At 58.7% G+C, this 20,578-nt stretch carries 18 protein-coding genes; 15 read left to right on the top strand and 3 right to left on the bottom strand.

Translation table 11 applies throughout. The annotated features are described in order from the left end of the window. Positions 1-6: 6 nt before the first annotated feature. A complete protein-coding gene (locus tag P8K07_04235) occupies positions 7-3,627 on the bottom strand; it encodes an Ig-like domain-containing protein (GenBank protein MDG1957730.1) in 3,621 nt (1,206 codons plus the stop codon). Between the two features lie 647 nt (positions 3,628-4,274). On the opposite strand from P8K07_04235, the gene P8K07_04230 reads away from it, so the two are divergent. The 3 genes from P8K07_04230 (at position 4,275) to P8K07_04220 (ending at position 9,198) form a co-directional block, all read left to right on the top strand. Further along, positions 4,275-6,185: a hypothetical protein gene (locus P8K07_04230; protein MDG1957729.1), complete on the top strand. Its 1,911-nt coding sequence runs from the start codon at positions 4,275-4,277 to the stop codon at positions 6,183-6,185. A 62-nt stretch (positions 6,186-6,247) separates the two neighbouring features. After that, entirely contained in the window at positions 6,248-6,874 is a 627-nt protein-coding gene (locus P8K07_04225) for a hypothetical protein (GenBank protein ID MDG1957728.1), read from the top strand. A gap of 218 nt (positions 6,875-7,092) precedes the next feature. Beyond that, on the top strand, positions 7,093-9,198 hold the full coding sequence (locus P8K07_04220) for a right-handed parallel beta-helix repeat-containing protein (GenBank protein MDG1957727.1): 2,106 nt from the start codon (positions 7,093-7,095) through the stop codon (positions 9,196-9,198). A 32-nt stretch (positions 9,199-9,230) separates the two neighbouring features. Here the strand turns inward: P8K07_04220 and hisG are convergent, their stop codons facing one another. Continuing rightward, the gene (gene hisG / locus P8K07_04215; GenBank protein ID MDG1957726.1) at positions 9,231-10,133 is read right to left on the bottom strand and encodes an ATP phosphoribosyltransferase; all 903 of its coding nucleotides are present in this window, start codon (positions 10,131-10,133) and stop codon (positions 9,231-9,233) included. Beyond that, on the bottom strand, positions 10,130-10,504 hold the full coding sequence (gene hisI / locus P8K07_04210) for a phosphoribosyl-AMP cyclohydrolase (GenBank protein MDG1957725.1): 375 nt from the start codon (positions 10,502-10,504) through the stop codon (positions 10,130-10,132). Before hisI ends, hisG begins: the two co-directional genes overlap by 4 nt. 397 nt (positions 10,505-10,901) lie before the next feature. On the opposite strand from hisI, the gene lpxD reads away from it, so the two are divergent. From lpxD to ribH, 12 genes are all read left to right on the top strand, one after another. After that, positions 10,902-11,912 carry a UDP-3-O-(3-hydroxymyristoyl)glucosamine N-acyltransferase gene (gene lpxD / locus P8K07_04205; GenBank protein MDG1957724.1) on the top strand — a complete coding sequence of 337 codons (1,011 nt, stop codon included), beginning with the start codon at positions 10,902-10,904 and terminating at the stop codon, positions 11,910-11,912. Between the two features lie 39 nt (positions 11,913-11,951). Then, positions 11,952-12,527, top strand: a complete 576-nt coding sequence (locus P8K07_04200; protein MDG1957723.1) for a DUF177 domain-containing protein — start codon at positions 11,952-11,954, stop codon at positions 12,525-12,527. A gap of 57 nt (positions 12,528-12,584) precedes the next feature. Then, a complete protein-coding gene (gene rpmF, locus P8K07_04195; protein MDG1957722.1) occupies positions 12,585-12,767 on the top strand; it encodes a 50S ribosomal protein L32 in 183 nt (60 codons plus the stop codon). Positions 12,768-12,798: 31 nt separating this feature from the next. Next, positions 12,799-13,950 (top strand): phosphate acyltransferase PlsX, encoded by a 1,152-nt coding sequence (gene plsX / locus P8K07_04190; GenBank protein MDG1957721.1) that lies wholly within the window; start codon positions 12,799-12,801, stop codon positions 13,948-13,950. Further along, positions 13,943-14,899: an ACP S-malonyltransferase gene (gene fabD, locus P8K07_04185; protein MDG1957720.1), complete on the top strand. Its 957-nt coding sequence runs from the start codon at positions 13,943-13,945 to the stop codon at positions 14,897-14,899. Before plsX ends, fabD begins: the two co-directional genes overlap by 8 nt. Beyond that, positions 14,892-15,653 (top strand): 3-oxoacyl-[acyl-carrier-protein] reductase, encoded by a 762-nt coding sequence (gene fabG, locus P8K07_04180; protein MDG1957719.1) that lies wholly within the window; start codon positions 14,892-14,894, stop codon positions 15,651-15,653. The genes fabD and fabG overlap by 8 nt, the downstream gene beginning before the upstream one ends. An 87-nt stretch (positions 15,654-15,740) precedes the next feature. Next, positions 15,741-15,977 (top strand): acyl carrier protein, encoded by a 237-nt coding sequence (gene acpP / locus P8K07_04175; GenBank protein ID MDG1957718.1) that lies wholly within the window; start codon positions 15,741-15,743, stop codon positions 15,975-15,977. Between the two features lie 5 nt (positions 15,978-15,982). Continuing rightward, complete coding sequence (gene glyA / locus P8K07_04170; GenBank protein ID MDG1957717.1) at positions 15,983-17,239, top strand: serine hydroxymethyltransferase; 1,257 nt, start codon at positions 15,983-15,985, stop codon at positions 17,237-17,239. Further along, positions 17,236-17,742 (top strand): transcriptional regulator NrdR, encoded by a 507-nt coding sequence (gene nrdR, locus P8K07_04165; protein MDG1957716.1) that lies wholly within the window; start codon positions 17,236-17,238, stop codon positions 17,740-17,742. The genes glyA and nrdR overlap by 4 nt, the downstream gene beginning before the upstream one ends. A gap of 3 nt (positions 17,743-17,745) precedes the next feature. Then, positions 17,746-18,867, top strand: coding sequence for a bifunctional diaminohydroxyphosphoribosylaminopyrimidine deaminase/5-amino-6-(5-phosphoribosylamino)uracil reductase RibD (gene ribD / locus P8K07_04160; protein ID MDG1957715.1), 1,122 nt, complete (start codon positions 17,746-17,748; stop codon positions 18,865-18,867). A 6-nt stretch (positions 18,868-18,873) separates the two neighbouring features. Continuing rightward, positions 18,874-20,100, top strand: a complete 1,227-nt coding sequence (ribA, locus tag P8K07_04155) for a GTP cyclohydrolase II (GenBank protein MDG1957714.1) — start codon at positions 18,874-18,876, stop codon at positions 20,098-20,100. Next, positions 20,100-20,576: a 6,7-dimethyl-8-ribityllumazine synthase gene (gene ribH, locus P8K07_04150; protein MDG1957713.1), complete on the top strand. Its 477-nt coding sequence runs from the start codon at positions 20,100-20,102 to the stop codon at positions 20,574-20,576. The genes ribA and ribH overlap by 1 nt, the downstream gene beginning before the upstream one ends. The last annotated feature ends 2 nt before the right edge of the window (positions 20,577-20,578 follow it).

Raw genomic sequence — 20,578 nt, 5'->3', positions numbered from 1 at the left:
CGATGATCATTCGCTTACCTCGACCTCGATAGTATCCGAAAGTTCGTTGGAGAATTCATCCGCTGGCCAAGTCGCTGTAATGACCACTTCCCCATCGGAAAGGAAGCGACCCTGATTGACCTTGAACTCGGCGCTTGATGTCCGGCCGGTTCCCATCTGGACCACCGTGTCGTCGGATGAAGTCCAATTCACCAACAAGTTGACACCCTGCGTGGGGCCAGCTTTGTACCAGACCTTCGCCTTGAGGGCCATGGTATCTCCGACCCGACCGCGGATCTTTCCGTCGGGACTCACAGCCGGCAGGAACGGGTAAATCTGGAGCCGAATCCGGGTCTTTCTGACACCAATCTTGGAGTTGGAGTCTGTGTCTTCCGAAGAGATGTCGAACTCAGGGTCGTATGCGCTGATCTCGACAATGGCGTCGTCATGGGCGGTCACTCGTCCTCCCTGAGCGCCTGACTCGATCACGCTTACCGAAGCTGGGTCTTCGGACTCCCAGATGACCTTGTTGGTGATCTCGACCTCAACGCCGCTGCTGTAGACGCGATAAGCTCGGAGTTGCTTACTTTTCCCGTAATTGAGGTCGTGGTCGCTCGGAACGATCCGCAGTTCCACCAGCTCTGCGGCGGTGCACTCGATAGTGACGTCGCCCAGAGTTCCTGTCGAGGTCATGGATCCATCAGGGAGAGCCGCGGAAATGACAGCAATCCCGATCTCGCGACAGGTGACTCGTCCTAGCTCGACTGGAACTGCATCGCTGTTCGACGAGAACCAGAGTGAGCTCGACGTTCGGTCGAACGGACGATCTTCGCCGGAGATCGCGAGCAACGCGTAGAGTTGTCGGGACTCGCCAGGCGCGAGAAGTTCTCGTTGCGGGGCCTGAACGATGGTATCTGGAGTCGCGGACACTTGCAGCCCGATTGGAGTTGGGCTGGTCCCGCCGCCATCGTCGCCGCCATCGTCACCACCGTCATCGTCACCACCTCCGCCGTTGAGGTCCGATGTGGATACCGTGGCGTCGCCGTTGCTGAGAGTCGAGGAGACGCCGGTTTGGAGGTCGATTGCCTTAACGTAGATCGGATTATTGCTGAGGGCCGTCACAACAAGGCGCCCCGTGTCGCTGATGTTCGCAATGCTCGGGCTGCTGACACTCCAGATGACTTCTTTGGTGACGTCCACAGTTGCGCCATCTTCGAAAATGGCGAGTGCACTCATTTGGTACTCTTCGTCGAGTTCGGCGAGCAAGTTCTCGGGTGCAACGTATATTTTCTGCAATCCGCTGACGACCTCGAAACTTCCGGTGGAAGCATCGGACATGGTCTTGGAGAATCGGTGGCGAACTTCGACCCGGCCTGAGCCCGGTTCGAGACCGGTGAGCAGTCCTTTCTGGTCGGAGTCATCAAGAGACACGCTGGATCGATCCCGGCTACGCCACTCGACCTCGTCGGTGACATCGACACCCGTGGTGCCGTCATTGTATTCCGCCAAGGCGGTTAGCTGGAGTGTTCCGCCAACACGGAGAGAGACGTCGGCGGGGAAGATTTCAAGACGGATGATTTCTCGAACGGTAATGGGCAGCGCTGCTTCGAGATTTTCCTCCCGGTATTCCACGTTCAGCGCCGTGGTGCCCCCGCGTCGCCCTTCGATGAATCCTTCATTATTGATGGATGCGATGCGCCTCGAGGCGACACGCAGTCGCAGTTCATCGAGAGGCAGAGGGGAAAGTGTTCCGTCTTCGGCTACACCCTGAACTGTGAAACTAGCCAGTTCGTCGACGCTCAGGGTCAGGGCATCAGGTTCAAATTTGAGTCCGACGACCGTATCGGAGGAGGCTTCAGGTCCGTCTGGATCCAGGTCGTAGCCGACTTCGACGCGGCCTGTGGATCGATCGTTTCGAATCCCGCTCTCGGGGTCGCGGATTTCGATCTCTGTCTCGCCCGGCTCGATTGCGGTCAGGTGGCCCCGGAGTGCGGCATCATCAACCGTGGCGATCTTGGTGCGGTCCGAACTCCATTCCACGGTTTCCGTGACATCGACTTCGGCAGTCTCGTTATCAAATTTCGCCAGCGCGCGAAGCTGAGTCGTCGCACCGGGTTCCAATCCAATACGCGCCGGTGAAATTCTGAGGCTGGAGAGTTGAGCCACGCGTACCTTCAAGGCGACTCGTGAGCTCCGCCCTGCGTCCGCGTAACGTGCACGAACCTCGGTTTCGCCCCCGCTGATAGCGGTGATCAAAGCACCGGATTCGACGTTCGCGACGCGGCGACTCCGAACCCGAAGTTCGACCAGGTCGGTGACATCTTCGGCCCAGCCGTCCTTGTAGATGGCGGATATTCTTACGGATTGACTTTCTCCGGGGCGCAGAGAGATCGACCCCGGCTGGAATACGAGATTCTTGATGTCTCGGATGGAGCGTTCAGCATCCGGATCGGGGGGGACGTCTTCGGGTGACTCGCCCGGGTTGGTGACGATGACTTCACCGTCGCGCTTTTCGGTTTTGGTGCCCGAGGCACGGTCCCGCGCCATGACGGTAGTTTCACCGCGACTGATTGCGGTAAGGCGGCCGGCAGCGCTGCCGTTTTCGCCGACGGTGACTACGCGCGTCTTGCCGGAGGTCCAACTGACCATCTGGGTGACATCCGCGCTTCGGCCATTGTCGTAGGTGGCCAGCGCCTTCAAGGCGAGTGTCTCATCGACCTCGAGACGGGGCTTTTTCGGTTGGAGCGTCAGTTGCTCGACTTCGCCGACCCAGATCTCCAGATCTCGGCGGGGTTCCTCGCCCGAGATATGTTCGATCTCGATTTTGGCTGTGCCGGATTCGCCGGCGGTGACCCTGCCGGTACTGCTGACGCTGGCCACCTTCCCTCGTCGACTTCGGAAGAGGCAATCGTCCGTTACGTCGGCGGTCGAGCCATCCTCAAATTCGGCGGTGACCGCGATTTGCATGGTCTCGCCGGGGATCAAACTTGTATTGTCGACCTCAAATGTCAGTTCCTCGATTTCCGGCGGGTCTTCTTCGCTGTCCCCGTCACCGTCGTTGCCGCGGCCGGTTACCGTGACAAGCATCTGATTTTTCTCGGTTTTTTCACCGGACTCGGGGTCTTCGGCCGAGATTTCAGCGATTCCAGCGCTCAGAGCTGTGACCTCACCCTTGGAACCGGGTGTGTTCGAGACCACGGCAACACCCTCTTTCCGAGACTCCCAATCCACGCCGTCGGTGATGTCGACCCCGGTTTGTCCATCTTCAAGGGTGGCGAGGGCTCGCAGCTGGCCCTTGGAGCCTGCGGCCAGGGCCAGTGCGGTCGGGCTGATTTCGAGCTTTTCGACCTTCAGAACATTGAGTTCGACGGGGTCCGCTTCTCGGGTGTTCGAAGCGTCATGCGAGGCCTCGATCCGGGTGTCACCGCCGCCGGTGGCTGTCAGAACGAAGCCGTCGATTCTGGCTACCTTATGATCTTTGACCTCAAAGACGACGCCTTCGGTCAACTCCTCCTCGGTTTCGTCATCGAAAAGGGCGAACACTTGCAGGTTCATCGATGCGCCGGGGGCGAGTGTGATTTCCAGAGGGTGGAGCCTGATTTCGCGGATCTCGCGGGCGTGGCCCGCCGAAGACCAGATTACCGCCATCAGGAGAGAAATAAGGAAAAAAGCTATATTTCTCGGGGCTCTTTTGTGTTTTGAAGTCGAATTCGTCATTTCTTTGGGGGCTCTTCTCATCGTTGGACCTGTACGTTTTCGTCCTGCCGTATGGCAGCCGTTGATCATTTGAAGGGGACTCGGCGATGGTTCTGAGAAGATTTTGAAGTGCAGGGTAGGGGATTCTGCGGTCGTGGCCCCGAGTATTTCGACAACTCCTTGTTACGCAAGCCTCGTACCACGGCCAACCTATCGAAAAAGGCATCGAATTCGGTCGATTTTGGCATGCGGATTCGTTTTTAAGCAAGGCATAAATGCGATGTATCGCGGATCTGCACGAAAAAAGGGCGCTGATCGGGTCCGCGACTCAACGGCGGACCTCCCTGAAGATGCCTTGGGGGGAGGAAAAGCAGGATAGGGAGTGAATTTTTGAACTTTTCCCGTTGCTCCCGTATCCCGAGTTGTGCATCGTAAAGGAGTAAAAATATGACTGCCGCTTTCGAGCCTTCGGACGCGGCCTGTCTTCGCACTTTTATCAAGCCCCAAAGCAAGATCAGCCGAGGTAACGGATGGACCATCCCAACAAAATAAACAAAGCTGCGCGTTCTCGTAGATGGAACTGTTCGGCAGGTCTTGTGATGTTCCTCCTGCTCTTCGCTGGCGTGTTTGCGCCTTCGCGGGCTGAGGCGGTCTGCGGCGACTCGGTGGTTGATGCCGGAGAGCAATGCGACGGTGGTCTGTGTTGCGACGCGTCCTGCAATTTCAAATCGGCAACCGACACATGCCGACCTGCTGGCGGGATCTGCGATCTGGCGGATAAATGCACCGGTTTTACGGCGGGATGCCCGGCCGACATCTTGCGCCCATCCGGGGTGGTCTGCCGCACAACCCTGACGGGTTGTGACCTCGAGGAGACCTGCACCGGGGAATCCAAGTTCTGCCCGGATGATACCGTTTTTGACGCTGGAGTTGTTTGCCGCGGTTCCGTGGGGATCTGCGACGTGGCAGAGGTCTGCGATGGTTCCAGCGGCGCTTGTCCCGGTGATGCTTTCCAGCCCAGTTCTCTTGAGTGCGGCGCCTCGGCAGGTGATTGTGACGTAGCTGAATACTGCACGGGTTCGGCGGGTCTTTGCCCTGAAGACGTGAAGCTCGACAGTACGACCGTCTGTCGGGTCGGGACGGATCTCTGCGACGCTGCGGAAACCTGCAATGGCGTGGACGACGATTGTCCTGACGATGAGGCCGCGGCGGATACGGTTGTATGTCGCGCGCCCGTTGGCGCCTGCGATGCGCCTGATTACTGCGACGGTTCCGATTTCGAATGCCCTGAAGACGAATTACTTGATGGCGATATTTGCCGAGACCTCCAATGTGATCAGGACAGTATTGATAACGATACTTGCTGCGATGTCGAGGAATACTGCGACGGGGAGAGTATCGAATGCCCGGTGGACGAGTTCATTCCGGCTGACGACGAGTGGGAATGTCGCGAAGCTGACGAGGATTGTGACAAGGAAGAGTACTGCAACGGAACACAGCCGACGTGTCCTGTGGACAGCGTTCATAATTCCAGTTTCCTATGTCGCTCCCGTGCCGGAGACTGCGACCTTCCTGAAAGTTGCGACGGCATCAACAAGACCTGTCCGAGCGATGAGATTCGCATGGCAGACAAGCGCTGCCGACGTGCTGCGGGTGTCTGTGATGTGCCCGAGTTTTGTGACGGGGTATCTACCGAATGTCCCGTCAACGGCTTCGAACCCGCTACAACGGTATGCAACGCATCGGAAGGTGGCTGCGACCCTGCCGAACTCTGCACCGGGGCGGCCGCAGCCTGTCCGGAAGACGTGATCTCGGGGGATGGCGAGGTTTGCCGGGACCGAGACGATGAGAGCTGTGATCTGGCCGAGACCTGCAACGGAACGAGCGTTGCCTGCCCGCCGGACACCTACGTCGCCGAAGATACTGTCTGCGACGACCTTGATCCGGCCACGACCGGCGAAACCTGCGTGGACGGCTTTTGTGGGTGCGATGGCGGAGACGTTGATGGCGACGCCACATTTGATAATTGCGATGATGACGAAGGCGTTCTTGTTGTTCAGTATCTGAAGATGAAGTTCTCCTGGCTGTCTCGACTAGGCTCCTTTGTTTCCAAGGGCACGTTTCCGGTCGGCGTGATGGCGGATTCTGCGGCCGACGTGTTCGACGCAACCGGGGGCTTGAACGTCACGCTCTATGCGACCAATACCGATGGAGCCGTGACGATTGATGCCTCGATGAACTTCACCGCGGACCAGTGCTCGATCACCCGTTCAGGTGCATCTTTATGCAAGCTGCCATCGCGTGGGGGTTCTGCATTGTTCAAGCCGGTCCTGAACGAGGACAAGACCGCCATCGTGTCCTATAAATACAAGATCAAATTGAAGGAAATCAACATTCCGACAGTCGCTGAAGCGCCGGTCATTCTGGGGTTGAAGACCCGCGGGATCGACAGGAAGCTTGAATTGCCAATCTGTGCCCCCAAAGGTCGAAGGGGCTTACTATGCCAATGAGCGAAGTGTTGAAAAGGAACTGTTTCCGAAAATGGCCGGCGTTGGGGCTATCCATCCTGGCGGTGGGATTGGCTCCGGTGTCGGTGCAAGCTGTTACCGTCAAAGGCAGTGCCGTTTTGTCGCCTGATCCCGCTGGCGATCCGATTTCGGAGTTGGTGACCTTTTCTCTTCCGCATCATGCCTGGATCTCCGGGGCCGTCTGGGTGATCCCGGATCCGCAATTGGTCGGGGAGCATACCTGCAATATTCTTGCTGCGCAGACGAGTGACCCCGCAAACGGGGGTGCGATCGCGCCGGGCAATATCCAGGTCCACGCCAGACTGCAGAAAGGCCGCAAGCCCGGCAGCGTTTTCGTCGGGCGGGCAACACTGCGGCCGGACTTGTCGCTGTTCAATGCCGGCTGCGACGGAATCCCGGGCAATAACGACAAATTCGAGGGCGGCGCCACGGCCCTCTATGCCGCTCCGTCCGTTTTCCTGGAACAGGCACTAAACTCTACAAGCGAGGATCCGGATGGTCGCAGCGTGCGCACCGAACTTATGGAGACCTTCGAGATCGACTCCGATCGATCCGAAATCACGCCCAAGCTTCTGGAATTCCACTCCTTTGGTCCTCCGTTTAATCCCGAAGGAAGTGCGACGGGCTACGCCAGCGCGCAATTGAGTCTGAAATTTAAAGCACCCAAATGAGACGATTCTTTCGCGGCAGGGCAGCTTTGCAAGAATCACCGTCGTGATCTGGAATCTTGCATCCCCGCACGGCGAGAAAATCGGAATTGTCAACGCCGAACTGTCACGCCCGGGCATGAATTTTGCAATCTCACATCTGCACCGAGTTCCTCTTCCTCTTCCTCAATCCTCGATCCCCGCTCGGCTCGGAAACTACAGAAGGATTTAGCGAGGTCGATATGGACTTGAAGACAGGCCACAGGAGGCGCTTGGCAGCCATTGCTGCGAGTTGTCTAGCCATGCTGTTTTTGGCGACTTTGCCGTCTTCGGCGCTTGCCGCCAGCGATATCGTGTCTTGCTCCAAGCGGATCGCCAAGGGGCTGAAAAGTTTCTCCAGTTCGACCGCAGAAATTCTGGGCGAATGCGAGATCGACGACCTCGAAGACGATGAAGTTTTCGTCTCCTGCGCTGACGACGAGGAGGTCCTGAAGGATCGATACAAAGCGAACTCCAAACTGTGGCGAGAGGTTCGTAAATGCGGGGCGGCCGCTATTCGTGCGGTGTGTCCTCTCGGAGCCAAGACCCTCGACGAGCTCTCGCTTGCCGTAGATCAATCGACAAGTGGCCCTGGTTTGTTTTTGGAGAGTTTGATGGCTGATCTCTTCAAGACCAATCTGAATTCCTCCTGCCCGAAACCTGTCGCAGCGGTTTCCAAGAAGGCAGAGGAGTGCGCGAGTCGTTTGGTTCGGGCCGTCGAAGAAGTGAATGACGATGCTCTGAAGTGCCATTATAAATGCGAACTCTCCAACCTTCGTTCGTCTTATCGCGAACCGTGCGTCGACCCGGATACAAACCTGCCAACGGTGGGTGGGAAGCTTGAGTCCTGTTTGGAGCGTGCCCGCGGAGACCTTCAGGATGTATTGACCGAACGATGTGTGGATGAGGACGCTCAAGATGACGAGACTTTGCTGACGGAGTTGGGTTGCCCGTTGGGGGAGTCCCGACCGGACTATCTGTCTGTCATGCTTTGGGAGCGCATGTACCGCGGTTTGATCGAGCTTAATACCCAGACCTTCCGCTCGAGTTGCAAGGCAAACCTGGCTGGCGACGAAAACCCCGATCTTGTTCCGGCCGTGGTCACGCTCAGCCCGAGCGGTATTCAAACGACGGTTTCCTGCGGTCAGGTGCTCGATCGAGCATTCTTTCGCGGCTCCTCCGATGAGCGCGACGATACCGATCTGGATTTTGAATCGAATCTGGACTGTCGCGATGCGACAACAGGGGTAGACGGCTTCGTCATCAACCACAGTGGCGTAAGCGTGACTGGTCGGGAGAAATGGTCGATTGAGGGGCCTCGCAGCTCTCGGCTTCGGACAGGTTTCGGGATTCGAATCGCCCAGGGAATCTCGGATATCTCGATCAAGAAGTTTCGGGCCATCCAGAGGTTTGCCGTCGGAATCGGAGACGTCGGATTCAGCAATAATATCGATATTGACTCGATCGGGTTCCGACGAAATGTGCAGGTTGGGGTGCGCCTGAGTGCCACTCGGGCGCGTATCGATAATATACGGGCGGATCGGAACAATATCGGTGTGGAGGTCTCTGGGCACGATAGCTCGGTGCTCAATTCCAGGATCACCCGCTCGGAAGGGCTCGATGGCATCGGTATGATCTTGGGGTTGCCCTTCGGTGATATCATGGAAAACATCAATCCAAGGGCCGTGCGCGTCTCCTCCGTTGAATTCGAGGGGAATCAGGGGATCGGTCTCTGGATCATGGGAGGCGCCCATCAGGTTGAGGAAAGCGACTTTGTCGCCAATGGCGGCGATGGTTTGCGAATTGACGGCTGGGGAAGCAAGATCGAGAGCAATTCGATCAAGTCCAATGGCGGCAACGGTATCAGCCTCAACGGAACGGCGAACGAACTTACCGCGAACCGGAGTGATTTGAACGGACTTGCTGGTTATTCGGTGGCCGTTGGCGCCCTCCTGAACGACCTGAACAATAATGGCGCCGGCACTCCGGCGGACCAGGGGAACTTGGGCGTCGGCTTCGAGATCTTCGGTGCGGGCACGATTGTCGAGAATAATCGGGCTGAGGCTAATGGTGAGCAGGGTTTCTATATCGCGACGGTCACGGCAGCGATGGATGGTAACTACGCGGGAGCCAACCACGGCGTCGGTTTCGAAATCGCGGTTTCGGGTAACAATCTCGATACCAACGTCGCCGAACGCAATGATCTGGCCGAGTTCGTGATTGCCGCAGGGAATGTGGATGGCCAAGGGAACCGTGCAAATGGTTCTACCTTTGCCTTTGGTCCTGACGGGACGAACGGCGTCGAGTAGCGCCGATCTTTTCGCCTCAAATGCGAGGCGACCTAAATCAATTTGTTGATCGGGTACTCGAGGATCCCGGTTGCGCCGGCATCCAGCAGTTGCGGGATCAGGTCCCGCACGGTCGCTTCAGCGATTACTGTCTCAACAGCGTACCACTTGTCACCGTGGAGTTTTTCCGTCTGGGCAAGGCTGGCGACGGTAGGCGCCGTCAAGCTCGGCAATAGGGCAATGACCTCCTCGAGCCCGCTATCCTTGACGTTCAGTTTGACGCCTACTTTGCCCTGAGCTTCCAGCGCTCCGCGCAGGAGCATGGCGATTTGCTCGATCTTCCGTCGGCGACCCGGATCAGCCCAGGCCTTTTTGTTCGCGACGAGGACCGGGTTGGAAGGGATGAGTTCCGACACGATGCGCAGGTTGTTTGCGCGCAGTGTGGATCCGGTTTCGGTGACATCCACGATCGCATCGACCAGGCCCTCGGCTACCTTGGCTTCGGTGGCACCCCACGAGAACTCGACATCGACTTCGATCTTGCGGTCGGCGAAGAATCGCTTGGTGACCCCGATCAGCTCTGTCGAGATTCGCTTGCCCGCCAGATCTTCGGGTTTTGTGATAGCGGAGTCCTCCTTGACGACCAGAACCCAGCGCGTGCCCTGCAAGCTGACTTTCGAGTAGACGAGGTCAGCGACCTTCTCGACATCGGACTGATTTTCCGTGATCCAGTCCTGCCCTGTAATGCCCGCGTCGAGGGTCCCGTTCTCGATGTACCGAGACATTTCCTGCGGACGCATAAGCGAGCAGCGTATGGCGGGATCGTCAATCGAAGGAAAGTAGCTTCGCGAGCTCGTCTGGATTCCCCACCCGGCACGGGCGAAGAGGTCGACGGTCATTTTTTCCAGACTGCCCTTGGGGATGCCCAACCGCAGCGGTTCTATTTCTTTGGTCATTTGCTCTTCTCGTAAACGCTGTCGGGGTCAAAGATTTTGGTTTCACAGATCTGCCACACGCCATTTTCGAGCTTGCGGTAAAAACAGCTTCGATAACCGACGTGACAGGCCGCACCATGCTGGAGGACTTTCAGGACAATCGTGTCTCTGTCGCAGTCGATGCGAATCTCCTGGATATCCTGATGGTGCCCGGACTCTTCGCCCTTGCGCCAGAGTTTCTTTCGCGATCGACTCCAGTAGCATGCTCGTCCGGTGCGCAGCGTCTCGTTCCAGCTGTCCTCGTTCATATAGGCCAGCATCAAGACATCTCCGGTGTCAGCGTCCTGTGCCACCGCGGGCACAAGGCCCTTGCTCCAATCGGGAGATTCCATTCCGTGATTTCGCTCCGTCCAGGTCGGGCTACTCCGACTGGAGGAGGCCTTCCAGTGTCCGAATCCTGTCCCGCAGGAGTCGGTCCCGTTGCTGCAGATTGATCTCGTCGTCGGCCGAAAGGGCGATTACGGCCGCGGGGTCCCCGGGGGCTATGAAGCGCACTTCGGGCAGCGGTCGGGATGGCGGAATTCGGACCGGTGCAGCGCAGGCTGACGCCATGACGGTCAGGGCCCAAATTAGGGCGATACCTTTCTTTCTCGAGATTCCTTGCACGAGAAATTTCTACCGACAGGCTGTCCAAAACGCAATTCACCACGATCTTGTGGGTAAATCCTCCGCGGAAAGTCTCGGGCAATGGATTCCGCCTCGCAGGGACTCCTGATAAAGCCTGAAGCTATGAAACTCGCAGATATTGCCGGATCCTTGAACGCGACCCTCGAAGGGAAGGCTGACCTGGAGATCGATTCGATCCAGCCTCTCGAGGAGGCGACCGCGCGCGATCTGTCGTTTCTGTCCAATCCTCGATATCTGGAAAAGCTGGAGTCGACGCGCGCGGGAGCGGTGATTCTGGGGCGGGATGTTCCCGGTCCCGGATGTGCTGTCCTGCGGGTGGATGATGCCTATTTCGGATTTGCGATGGCTTTGGAGCTCTTCAAGCCCGGGCCGGGCGGTACGCCGGGAACAGACCCCACCGCGAGCGTGCACCCGGAGGCGTCGATTGGCGCGGATGCGCGGATTGGTGCTCATGTCAGTGTGGGGTGCGGGGCGCAGATCGGTGCCCGGGCTATTCTGCATCCGGGGGCGTGCATCTACCCGGGCGCTGTCATCGGCGACGATTTTGTCGCGCATGCGAACGCGGTGGTTCGGGAAAACACCAGTATAGGGGATCGGGTGACGGTGTTGAGCGGCGCTATTCTGGGCAGCGAAGGTTTTGGGAACATACCCTTGCCGGGTGGTGGTGTTCACAAGATGCCGCAGATTGGTCGTCTGGAAATTGGCGATGATGTGGATATCGGGGCGAATACAACGATCGACCGGGCGACAATCGGGGTGACTCGGATCAGGTCAGGAGCGAAGCTCGATAATCTGGTGATGATCGCACATGGATGCCAGATCGGAGCGGAGGCCTTGTTGGCCTCGCAAACCGGCCTCGCGGGAAGCACCACTGTCGGGGATCGGGTGCAGATGGGGGGCCAAACCGGGGCTGCGGGGCATTTGGTCGTCGGGAATGATGCGCGGGTTGCGGGTCGCACCGGGATTGTGAACGACGTGCCCCCCGGGGCTACGGTTTCGGGGTTTCCGCACCGTGAAGCTGGCCGTTGGCGCCGAGAGGAGGCAGCGCTGCGGCGCCTCCCGGATTTGCTCAAAAGGGTGCTTCGTCTGGAACGTGCGGGGGCAGATCGTTGAATTCGGCTGGCCAACCACTACAAAGCACCGGACACGGTCATGAAGTTGCCATTGGACGAAATTACGGAGGAAACGCGCGAATGCGCCTTCTCGATTACCGCCGAGCGAATCTCGGAGTTACTCGAGACGGCGATTCCTGCCGAATACCGGTGTCCTGAGGGTCTGAAGGCATCAGTCACTGTTTACAGGGCAACGGAAGATATTTTTCTCTCGGGCAATATCCAGGGTGAGGTGGTCGCGGATTGTGCTCGCTGTCTGGTCAACGTACCGATCGAGGCCAGCTTCGATTTTCAGACAGTTTTGATGCCCGAGCCGATTCCCGAGGAAAAAGGCACGGATCTCGGGGCCGATGATGTGGCTCTGGGCCATTATGGGGGCGAAGAACTCGATTTCGAGCCGTTGTGTGTGGAGCAACTGATGCTTCAATTGCCCAGCCGCCTTCTCTGCAAGGAGAGTTGCGGCGGTCTCTGTGTTAATTGTGGCTCGAATCTCAACACAGAAACCTGTAGATGCACTTCTGAGCCTGCCGATCCACGTTTTGCGGTGCTAAAGAACTTCAAAGTCAAAGCTGGTGCCGTCGAAGCGGTTGAACCGGACGCTGATCAGGAAAAGTAAATATAATCAGGAGGTTGAGTGATCCCGCACTAGTGCGGAAGCCTCCAGGAGAAGAACATGGCTGTCCCGAAGAGACGGACCTCGGTCCGGAAAAAGAATATGAGACGCGCGCACGATGCGCTGACGGCACCGAATTTTGTTGCGTGCTCCCAGTGCGGCGAGCCCAAGCAGCGCCACCGGGCCTGTGGTTCCTGCGGCGCTTATCGTGGTCGCCAGGCCGCAGAAGCCCGGGACGATTAGTCTGAACCTCCCGCGAGGCTGGCGGGATTAAATGCGCGTTGCGGTCGATGCCATGGGCGGGGATCACGCACCTGCTGCTCTGGTGGCCGGTGCGGTCAGGGCCGCCCGAGAACTTCAGGCTGGCGTGCTTCTCTGTGGGGATCGTCACCAGCTCGAAACGGCGCTCCGGGATCACGATGTCGCCGGCCTTGATATCGAAATCTGCCACGCCTCCGGACAAATCGAAATGGAGGACTCGCCGACCGAGGCCCTTCGTCGTCCGGAAACCTCCCTGCGCGCGGCGGTAGCCGCCGTGAAGGACGGCAAGGCTCAAGCCTGCGTCTATGCCGGCAATACTGGCGCGGGAATGGTGCTGGGACGTCATTTGCTGGGCTGCGTGGTGGGTGTGGAACGACCGGCGATTGCTGTCCAGATTCCCCGAGCCAAAGGGTACACGGTATTGTTGGACGCAGGCGCCAACGTCGACACCAAGCCGGTCCATCTGGCGCAGTTCGCCGTTATGGGTGATGCCTACGTGCGAGCCATGCAGGGGCAACAGGCTCCGAAGGTTGCCCTTCTCTCGAACGGGTCGGAGGAAAGTAAAGGAGACCTGCGCGTCAGGCGAGCCTTGCCTCTGGTCTCTCAGCTCCCGCTGAATATTGTGGGAGCGATCGAGGCGAACGAACTTTGTCACGACAAGGCGGATGTGGTGGTGTGTGATGGTTTTGCGGGCAACATCGCGCTCAAGAGTCTCGAGGGCTTCGGCAAATTTCTGGGCGGCAACCTCTCCGAGACATTTCGGTCGGGGCTTCGTGGGCGTCTGGCCTACCTCCTGGTGCGGCGATCGATCCTGAAGATTCGTCGCGCGGTAGATCCCGGAGAGACTGGAGGAGCGCTCCTGTTGGGGCTTCAGGGGACGTTGGTGAAAGCGCATGGCTCCTCGGATGCAGCGGCCGTGAAGAATGCGATTGTTCTGGCCCAGCAACTTGCCGAGCGCGAGGTTCCGTTGCAAATCGCACAAAGTATGGAGAGGTTCATCGAGATGTCGGGGGGCGATCCCGCCGAGGTTCCGGAGACGCGAACCCGAAAGCTGTGGCAATCGCTTCGCAATCGACTCCGGGGCTCCTCTCGAAACGAGGACCCGGATCCCCCCGAAGCCGCAACGGCGGAAGCCCTCGTGCGCAAGGAGGATGATAATGGCTGAAACGATCGCATTCCTGTGCCCCGGTCAGGGGGCCCAGCAGGTTGGGATGGGCACCGATTTGATTGCCGAGTTCGTCCAGGCCCGCGAAGTTTTTGCGGAAGCGGACGATGTTCTGGGCTTTTCGCTCTCGGGATTGTGCGCGGCGGGGCCCGCCGATGATCTGATGCAGACCGAGAATGCTCAGCCGGCACTTTTGGCGATGTCTGTGGCGATCGCGCGGACCCTGGAGTCGGAGGGGGGCATCAAGCCGTCGCTGGCTGCGGGTCATAGCCTGGGTGAGTGGTCGGCACTGGTGATCTCGGGTGCACTTGATTTGCCGGATGCCTTACGCGCTGTTCGTCAGCGAGGTTTGTTCATGAGGGAGGCCGTGCCTCGGGGATGTGGCGGGATGACCGCACTGCTCGGCGCCGAGCCATCGATCGTGCGACAGCTTTGTTCCGAGGCCACCAATGGACCGGAAAGTTTCGTCGGTGCGGCGAATTGGAACGGCGGAGGTCAGGTTGTTGTGGCGGGCCACGTTGACGCCTTGGACCGCTTGGAGATCGCGGCCCGTGCGGCAAAGCACCGGGCGACTCGTCTGAAGGTGAGCCAGCCCTTTCATAGTCCCCTGATGCAACCTGCACGCGACCGACTGGAAGAGGTTCTTGCGGCGATTTCCTTTCGGTCGATGCAGGTGCCGGTTGTTGCCAATGTGACAGCAGAGAATATACTCGACCCGAGCATGTGGCCGGAACTTTTGGCGGAGCAAGTGACCTCACCGGTGCGTTGGGAGGAATGCGCCACAAATGTGAGCCATCAAGCTTCAGCGGCGATCGAGGTCGGCCCGGGGCGGGTTCTCTCGGGTTTGATGCGAAGGATCGCGAGGGGCTACTCTTGCACGCCGACAAGTACCACCGACGGGATTCGTGATCTCCTTGCAAAAAGAGAACGGAAAATGACCGATGGATGAAACCGGGAAACACTCGCTGGCGGGGCAATCGGCATTGGTTACCGGGGCCTCGCGTGGAATCGGTCGTGCAATCGCTCTGCATCTCGCACGTCAGGGCGCTTATGTGGGCATCAACTTCGTCTCCAACGAAGAAGCCGCTGCCTCTACCTTGGCGGAGGTGACTTCGCTCGGAGGAAGCGGTGAGCTCTTGGGGTTTGATGTCTCCGACCCTGAAGCAGCCTCGGAACGGGTCCGTGCCTTTGCAAAATCCAGAGGCTCACTCGATATTCTGGTGAACAATGCCGGCCTTGCGATCGACGGGCTGATCTTGCGCTACAAGCCCGACGACTGGGATCGCATCGTCAAGGTGAATCTGGGCGGCGCTTTTCATTGCGCGCGCGCCGCGGCGCGCAGCATGGTGCGGGCTCGCTACGGTCGCATCATCAACCTGAGTTCGGTCGTGGCATCGATGGGGAACCCCGGCCAGGTGGCGTATGCTTCTACGAAGGCGGGCCTCGAGGGGATGACGCGTTCGCTTGCTCTCGAGCTCGCGCAGCGCGGAATCACCGTCAATTCGATTGCTCCGGGCATGATTGACACGGAAATGACCGAAACGCTGTCCGATGACGTGCGCGCAGCCTATCTGACCGGAATTCCGGCCGGACGTCTCGGTTCGGCCGAAGAGGTCGCTTTTGTCGTTGGTTTCCTTGCCTCTCGCGAGGCAGGTTATATTACCGGTCAGGTGCTCGCCGTGAACGGTGGCATGTACGTTTGAGAAGGACGGTGCTGATGTGGCACCGCCTCGACGAACCCGTTAAATATCAACCTCTCTGGCGGTACCGGAGGGGAAAGAGGGGATCATATGGCTTCTGAAATTGAAGGCAAAGTTAAGGAAATCGTCTGCGAACAGCTCGGCGTCGCCGAGGAGGAAGTGTCCTTGGGTGCATCCTTTATCGAGGATCTGGGGGCAGATTCGTTGGATATTGTAGAACTGGTGATGGCCCTCGAAGAGGAATACGATCTGGAGATCTCCGATGAGGAGGCCGAGAAGATTCGTACGGTGGGGGACGTAGTTACCTATATCGAAGGAAATACGTGACAAAATTGCATGCAGATTTAAGGGAATCCGATCCGGAAATCGCCGCGGCGATTGAACGCGAGGCATTGCGGCAGGAGGAAAATCTCGAACTGATTCCTTCCGAGAATGCCGCCAGCCGCGCTGTTCTTCAGGCTCAGGGTTCGATTCTCACGAACAAATACGCAGAAGGTCTCCCCGGCAAGCGCTACTACGGTGGCTGCGAGCATGTGGACGTGATCGAGCAGGTAGCGATCGATCGTGCGAAAAGCCTCTTCGGTGCCGAGTTTGCGAACGTCCAGCCGCACTCGGGTTCGCAGGCCAATATGGCCGTGATGTTCTCTCAACTGGCACCCGGCGACAAGATCCTCGCGATGAACCTGTCCCACGGCGGACATCTCACTCACGGCAGTCCGGTGAATTTCTCCGGCAAGTGGTTTGAGGTGGTTCCTTATGGTGTGCGCGAGGATACGCAACGGATCGATTATGACGAGGTCAAGAGTCTCGCAGCTGAGCATAAACCGAAGCTCCTGATTGCCGGGCACAGTGCCTATCCCCGTCAGTTGGATTTCGCGGCCTTCCGCGAAGCGGCTGACGCGGCTGGAGCGAAGATGCTCGTCGATATGGCGCATTTTGCGGGACTCGTGGCGGCCGGTGTCCACCCTTCGCCGGTGCCGCATGCTGATCTGGTGACGACGACGACGCACAAGACTCTGCGTGGACCTCGTGGGGGTCTGATTCTGGGTCGCGAGGTGGAGGCAAAGAAGACCAATAGTTCCGTATTTCCGGGGAACCAGGGTGGCCCCTTGATGCACGCGATTGCCGGTAAGGCGATCGCTTTCAAGGAGGCGGCAACTGCTGATTTTCAGGAGTATCAGAAACAGGTCGTGAAGAACGCTCAGGCGCTTGGTGCGGCTCTGATCGAGCGTGGGTTCAAGCTTGTGTCGGGCGGCACGGACAATCATCTTTTGCTGGTGGACTTCAGCGGTACCGAGATGACGGGCAAGATCGCTCAGGAAACTCTGGACGAAGCTCGAATCACCACCAACAAGAATACGGTTCCTTTTGAATCGCGTTCGCCTTTTGTGACAAGTGGCGTTCGGTTGGGCACTCCTACGGTGACCACGCGAGGCATGGGTGTCGGGGAGATGACGCAAGTTGCCGATTTGATCGCACGATCGCTGGCCAGCGTGGGTGACGAAAAAGCTTTGGCGGCTCTTGCTGAGGAAACCTCGGAACTCTGTCGTCAGTTTCCCTTGTACCCTGGAGCACAGGCTGCGCCTTGAAGTGTCCGGGCTGCCGAGACCTGAATAACCGGGTGGTTGACTCGCGGCTCGGCAAGGACGGGGACGTGATTCGGCGTCGCCGAGAATGTGAAAACTGCGGCCGTCGCTTCACGACCTACGAGAGGGTCGAAGAGAATCTCCCGGCGATCGTCAAGAAAGACGATCGTCGCGAGCAGTTTGACCGGCGCAAGCTTCGCGAGGGTTTGCTCAAGGCATGCGAGAAGCGTCCTGTCAGCGTGGATGCAATCGAGGAGACGGCAGATCGGATCGAGCGATCTCTGTTGGAGCTGGGCGAGAAAGAAGTGGTCAGCTCGGTGATCGGCGAGGCTGTGATGCGAGCCTTGCATAAATTGGACACCGTGGCGTACGTGCGATTCGCCTCTGTCTATCGCTCATTTCAGGATATTGATGAGTTCATGAACGAACTTCAAGATCTTCTTCGAGACCGCCGCAAGACCGGCAAGAAGGGGAACAAGAAGAAGCGCGAGAGACGGGCGAAGTGAACGATGGACCGCCGAGGGACTCAGGCTGACCAAGATGCCCGTTATATGCGACGGGCTCTGGCGTTGGCGACTCAGGGAACTGGCCGCACCAGTCCTAACCCCGCTGTGGGCGCGGTGGTTGTCCGGAGCGGCCGGGTGGTGGGTGAAGGTTTTACGCAACCCGCGGGAGGCGCTCATGCGGAAATTCAGGCGCTGGCATCCGCAGGTTCAAAGGCTGCCGGAGCGACCCTTTATTGCACGCTGGAACCCTGCAATATCGTCGGTCGAACGGGTGCCTGCACCGACGCGATCGCTTCCGCTGAGATCGCGCGTGTGGTCGGTGGTGCAATCGATCCGAACCCTCGGGTCCGTGGCCGAGGGTTTCGCCGGCTCGCGGATGCGGGGATCGAAGTTGTTCGCAGAGTGGAGCAGGAGGCTTGCGAGAAGCAGATCCGTTTTTTTCGCAAGCATATTCTAACCGGACTGCCGTTCGTCCGGTTGAAGCTGGCCACCTCGATGGACGGGAAGATTGCGGCGTCCACCGGCGCCTCTCATTGGATCACCGGTGTGCCGGCGCGACGACTCGTTCACGACTGGCGCAATGAAATGGATGCGGTGATGGTAGGGGTGGGCACGGTGTTGGCGGATGATCCGCTCCTGAACGCGAGAAACCGTGGAGGCCGCGACCCGATCCGAGTGATTGTGGACAGTCGGCTCCGAACGCCACCATCTGCTGCTCTGCTTCACAAGGGCAGGGGGCAAGTCCTTTTTGCGACGACGCGGGCGGCTTCGGAGCGTCGAGCGAAAGAGTTGGTCCGTGCGGGCGCCACGGTCGTGCGGGTCGGGAGTCGTGCGGGCCGGGTGGATCCACAAAGCCTTCTACGCCATCTGGGCAAATTGGACATTCTTTCGGTACTGGTTGAAGGGGGAGCGGCTCTGGCCGGTTCCCTGATGCGTCACGGATATGTCGATGAGGTGGCACTTTTTCAGGCGCCTGTTTTCATCGGAGGTGACGGGACAAGCATGCTCGGCCCGCTGGGAATCGAAGACCCCGGAAAGGGTATTCGACTTGAGGCGCATGAGATAGCGATGGTTGGGCGCGATATTCTGCATTCCGGCCGACCAATACGAGCGGGAAGGAAATAGTTGAGGATGGAAGAAAGCAATCTGGAGCCGGCGCTCACGGCGCTGCGCGAGGGGAAGATGATTCTGGTTGTGGATGATCTGAACCAACCTACAGCGGGGGATCTTTGCGTGGCCGCGGAGATGGTTCTCGACGATCATGTGAGCTTCATGGCGGTTCACGCGAAGGGCTTGGTCTGCATGCCTCTGCTGCCGGCCTCCATGGAGCGTCTGGGGATTCCGCTGATCGCAGCGGATCGTTCCACCGATGCCGCTATTGCCTACGGGACATCCTTTGAGGCTCGTCGGGGAGTCACGACGGGGATTTCGGCAGCTGATCGCGCTGCCACGATTCGCGTGGCTGTCGATGCGCGAAGCAACTCGGCGGATATCGTGATGCCCGGGCATGTGCTTCCCATTCAGGCCGCCGAGGGCGGGGTATTGGAAAAGCCCGGACCAACGGAAGCCGCCATTGACCTCGCGCGTCTGGCCTCGCTGCGGCCTGCCGCAGCGACCTGCGCCGTGTTGGATGAGGCAGGTGAGTTGGCCGCTGGGGACACCTTGTTGGGTTTCGCCGAAACGCATGGTTTGCCGGTCGTGGCTGTGGGGGATGTGGTGGCGCATCGACTGCGCCATGAACTCCTTGTCGAACGGTTGGAGGAGTCGAATCTCGAATCGTCCTTCGGTGGCACCTATCGAGCTGTGGCCTACCGCAACAAGATTGACGATACGGAGCACCTCGCCGTGGTACGAGGCAGTTTGCAGGCCGACCGGGCCCCGTTGGTTCGGGTGCATTCACAGTGTCTTACTGGGGATGTCCTGGGTTCGCGGCGTTGTGATTGCGGCGAGCAGCTCGAAGCGGCAATGCACCGGATTGACGAAGCTGGCGAGGGTGTTGTCGTCTACCTTCATCAAGAGGGCCGTGGAATTGGATTGGCGAACAAGATTCGAGCGTATGCTCTGCAGGACCAGGGACGGGATACGGTCGAGGCGAACCTTGAGCTCGGTTTTCAGGAAGACGCTCGCGATTACGGGATTTCGGCGCAGATTCTGCGCGATCTGGGGATCCGGTCGGTCCGTCTGCTGACGAATAATGAACGCAAGATAAAGGGACTCTCTCAGCACGGGATCGATGTCGCCGAACGAGTGGCTCTCGAAGTGGATCCGCACGATGGCAATATCGAATATCTCCGAACCAAAAAGAGGAAGCTGGGTCATTTGCTCAGCGGGCTTTCCGGCGAGGGCGGTGGGGATTGATGACACAGGAGTTCACAGGCTCGCTCGACGCCAGTGGTGGTCGCTATGCGATCGTGGTTTCTCGATTCAATCGCGCTGTGACGCGGTCGCTTCTGGACGGGGCGATCGCTGGATTGCTCGAATATGGTGCGAAGCGGGAGGCGATCGATGTCTTTCACGTCCCTGGCGCTTTCGAGATTACGGCAGCGGCCGACGCCTGCGCGCGAACGGGATCCTACAAGGCAATCCTTTGTCTCGGGGCAATCGTTCGTGGCGAAACTCCTCATTTCGATTTCATTTCGCAGGAAGTGAGTCGCGGCGTAAATGAAATTGGATTGCGCCATTCGATCGCGGTTGCATTCGGGGTTCTCACAACCGATACGATGGATCAAGCATTGGCCCGGTCTGGTGACGGGCACGGTAACAAGGGCTACGAAGCTGCGGTGACCGCGCTCGAGATGGTGAGCGTCCTTGCCGAGATTGCCCGTCGGAGCTGATT

The organism is Candidatus Binatia bacterium (assembly GCA_029248525.1).
Classification (GTDB): domain Bacteria; phylum Desulfobacterota; class Binatia; order UBA12015; family UBA12015; genus UBA12015.
The sequence above is the reverse complement of the archived record's forward strand: the minus strand, read 5'-3'. Positions and strand labels throughout refer to the sequence as shown.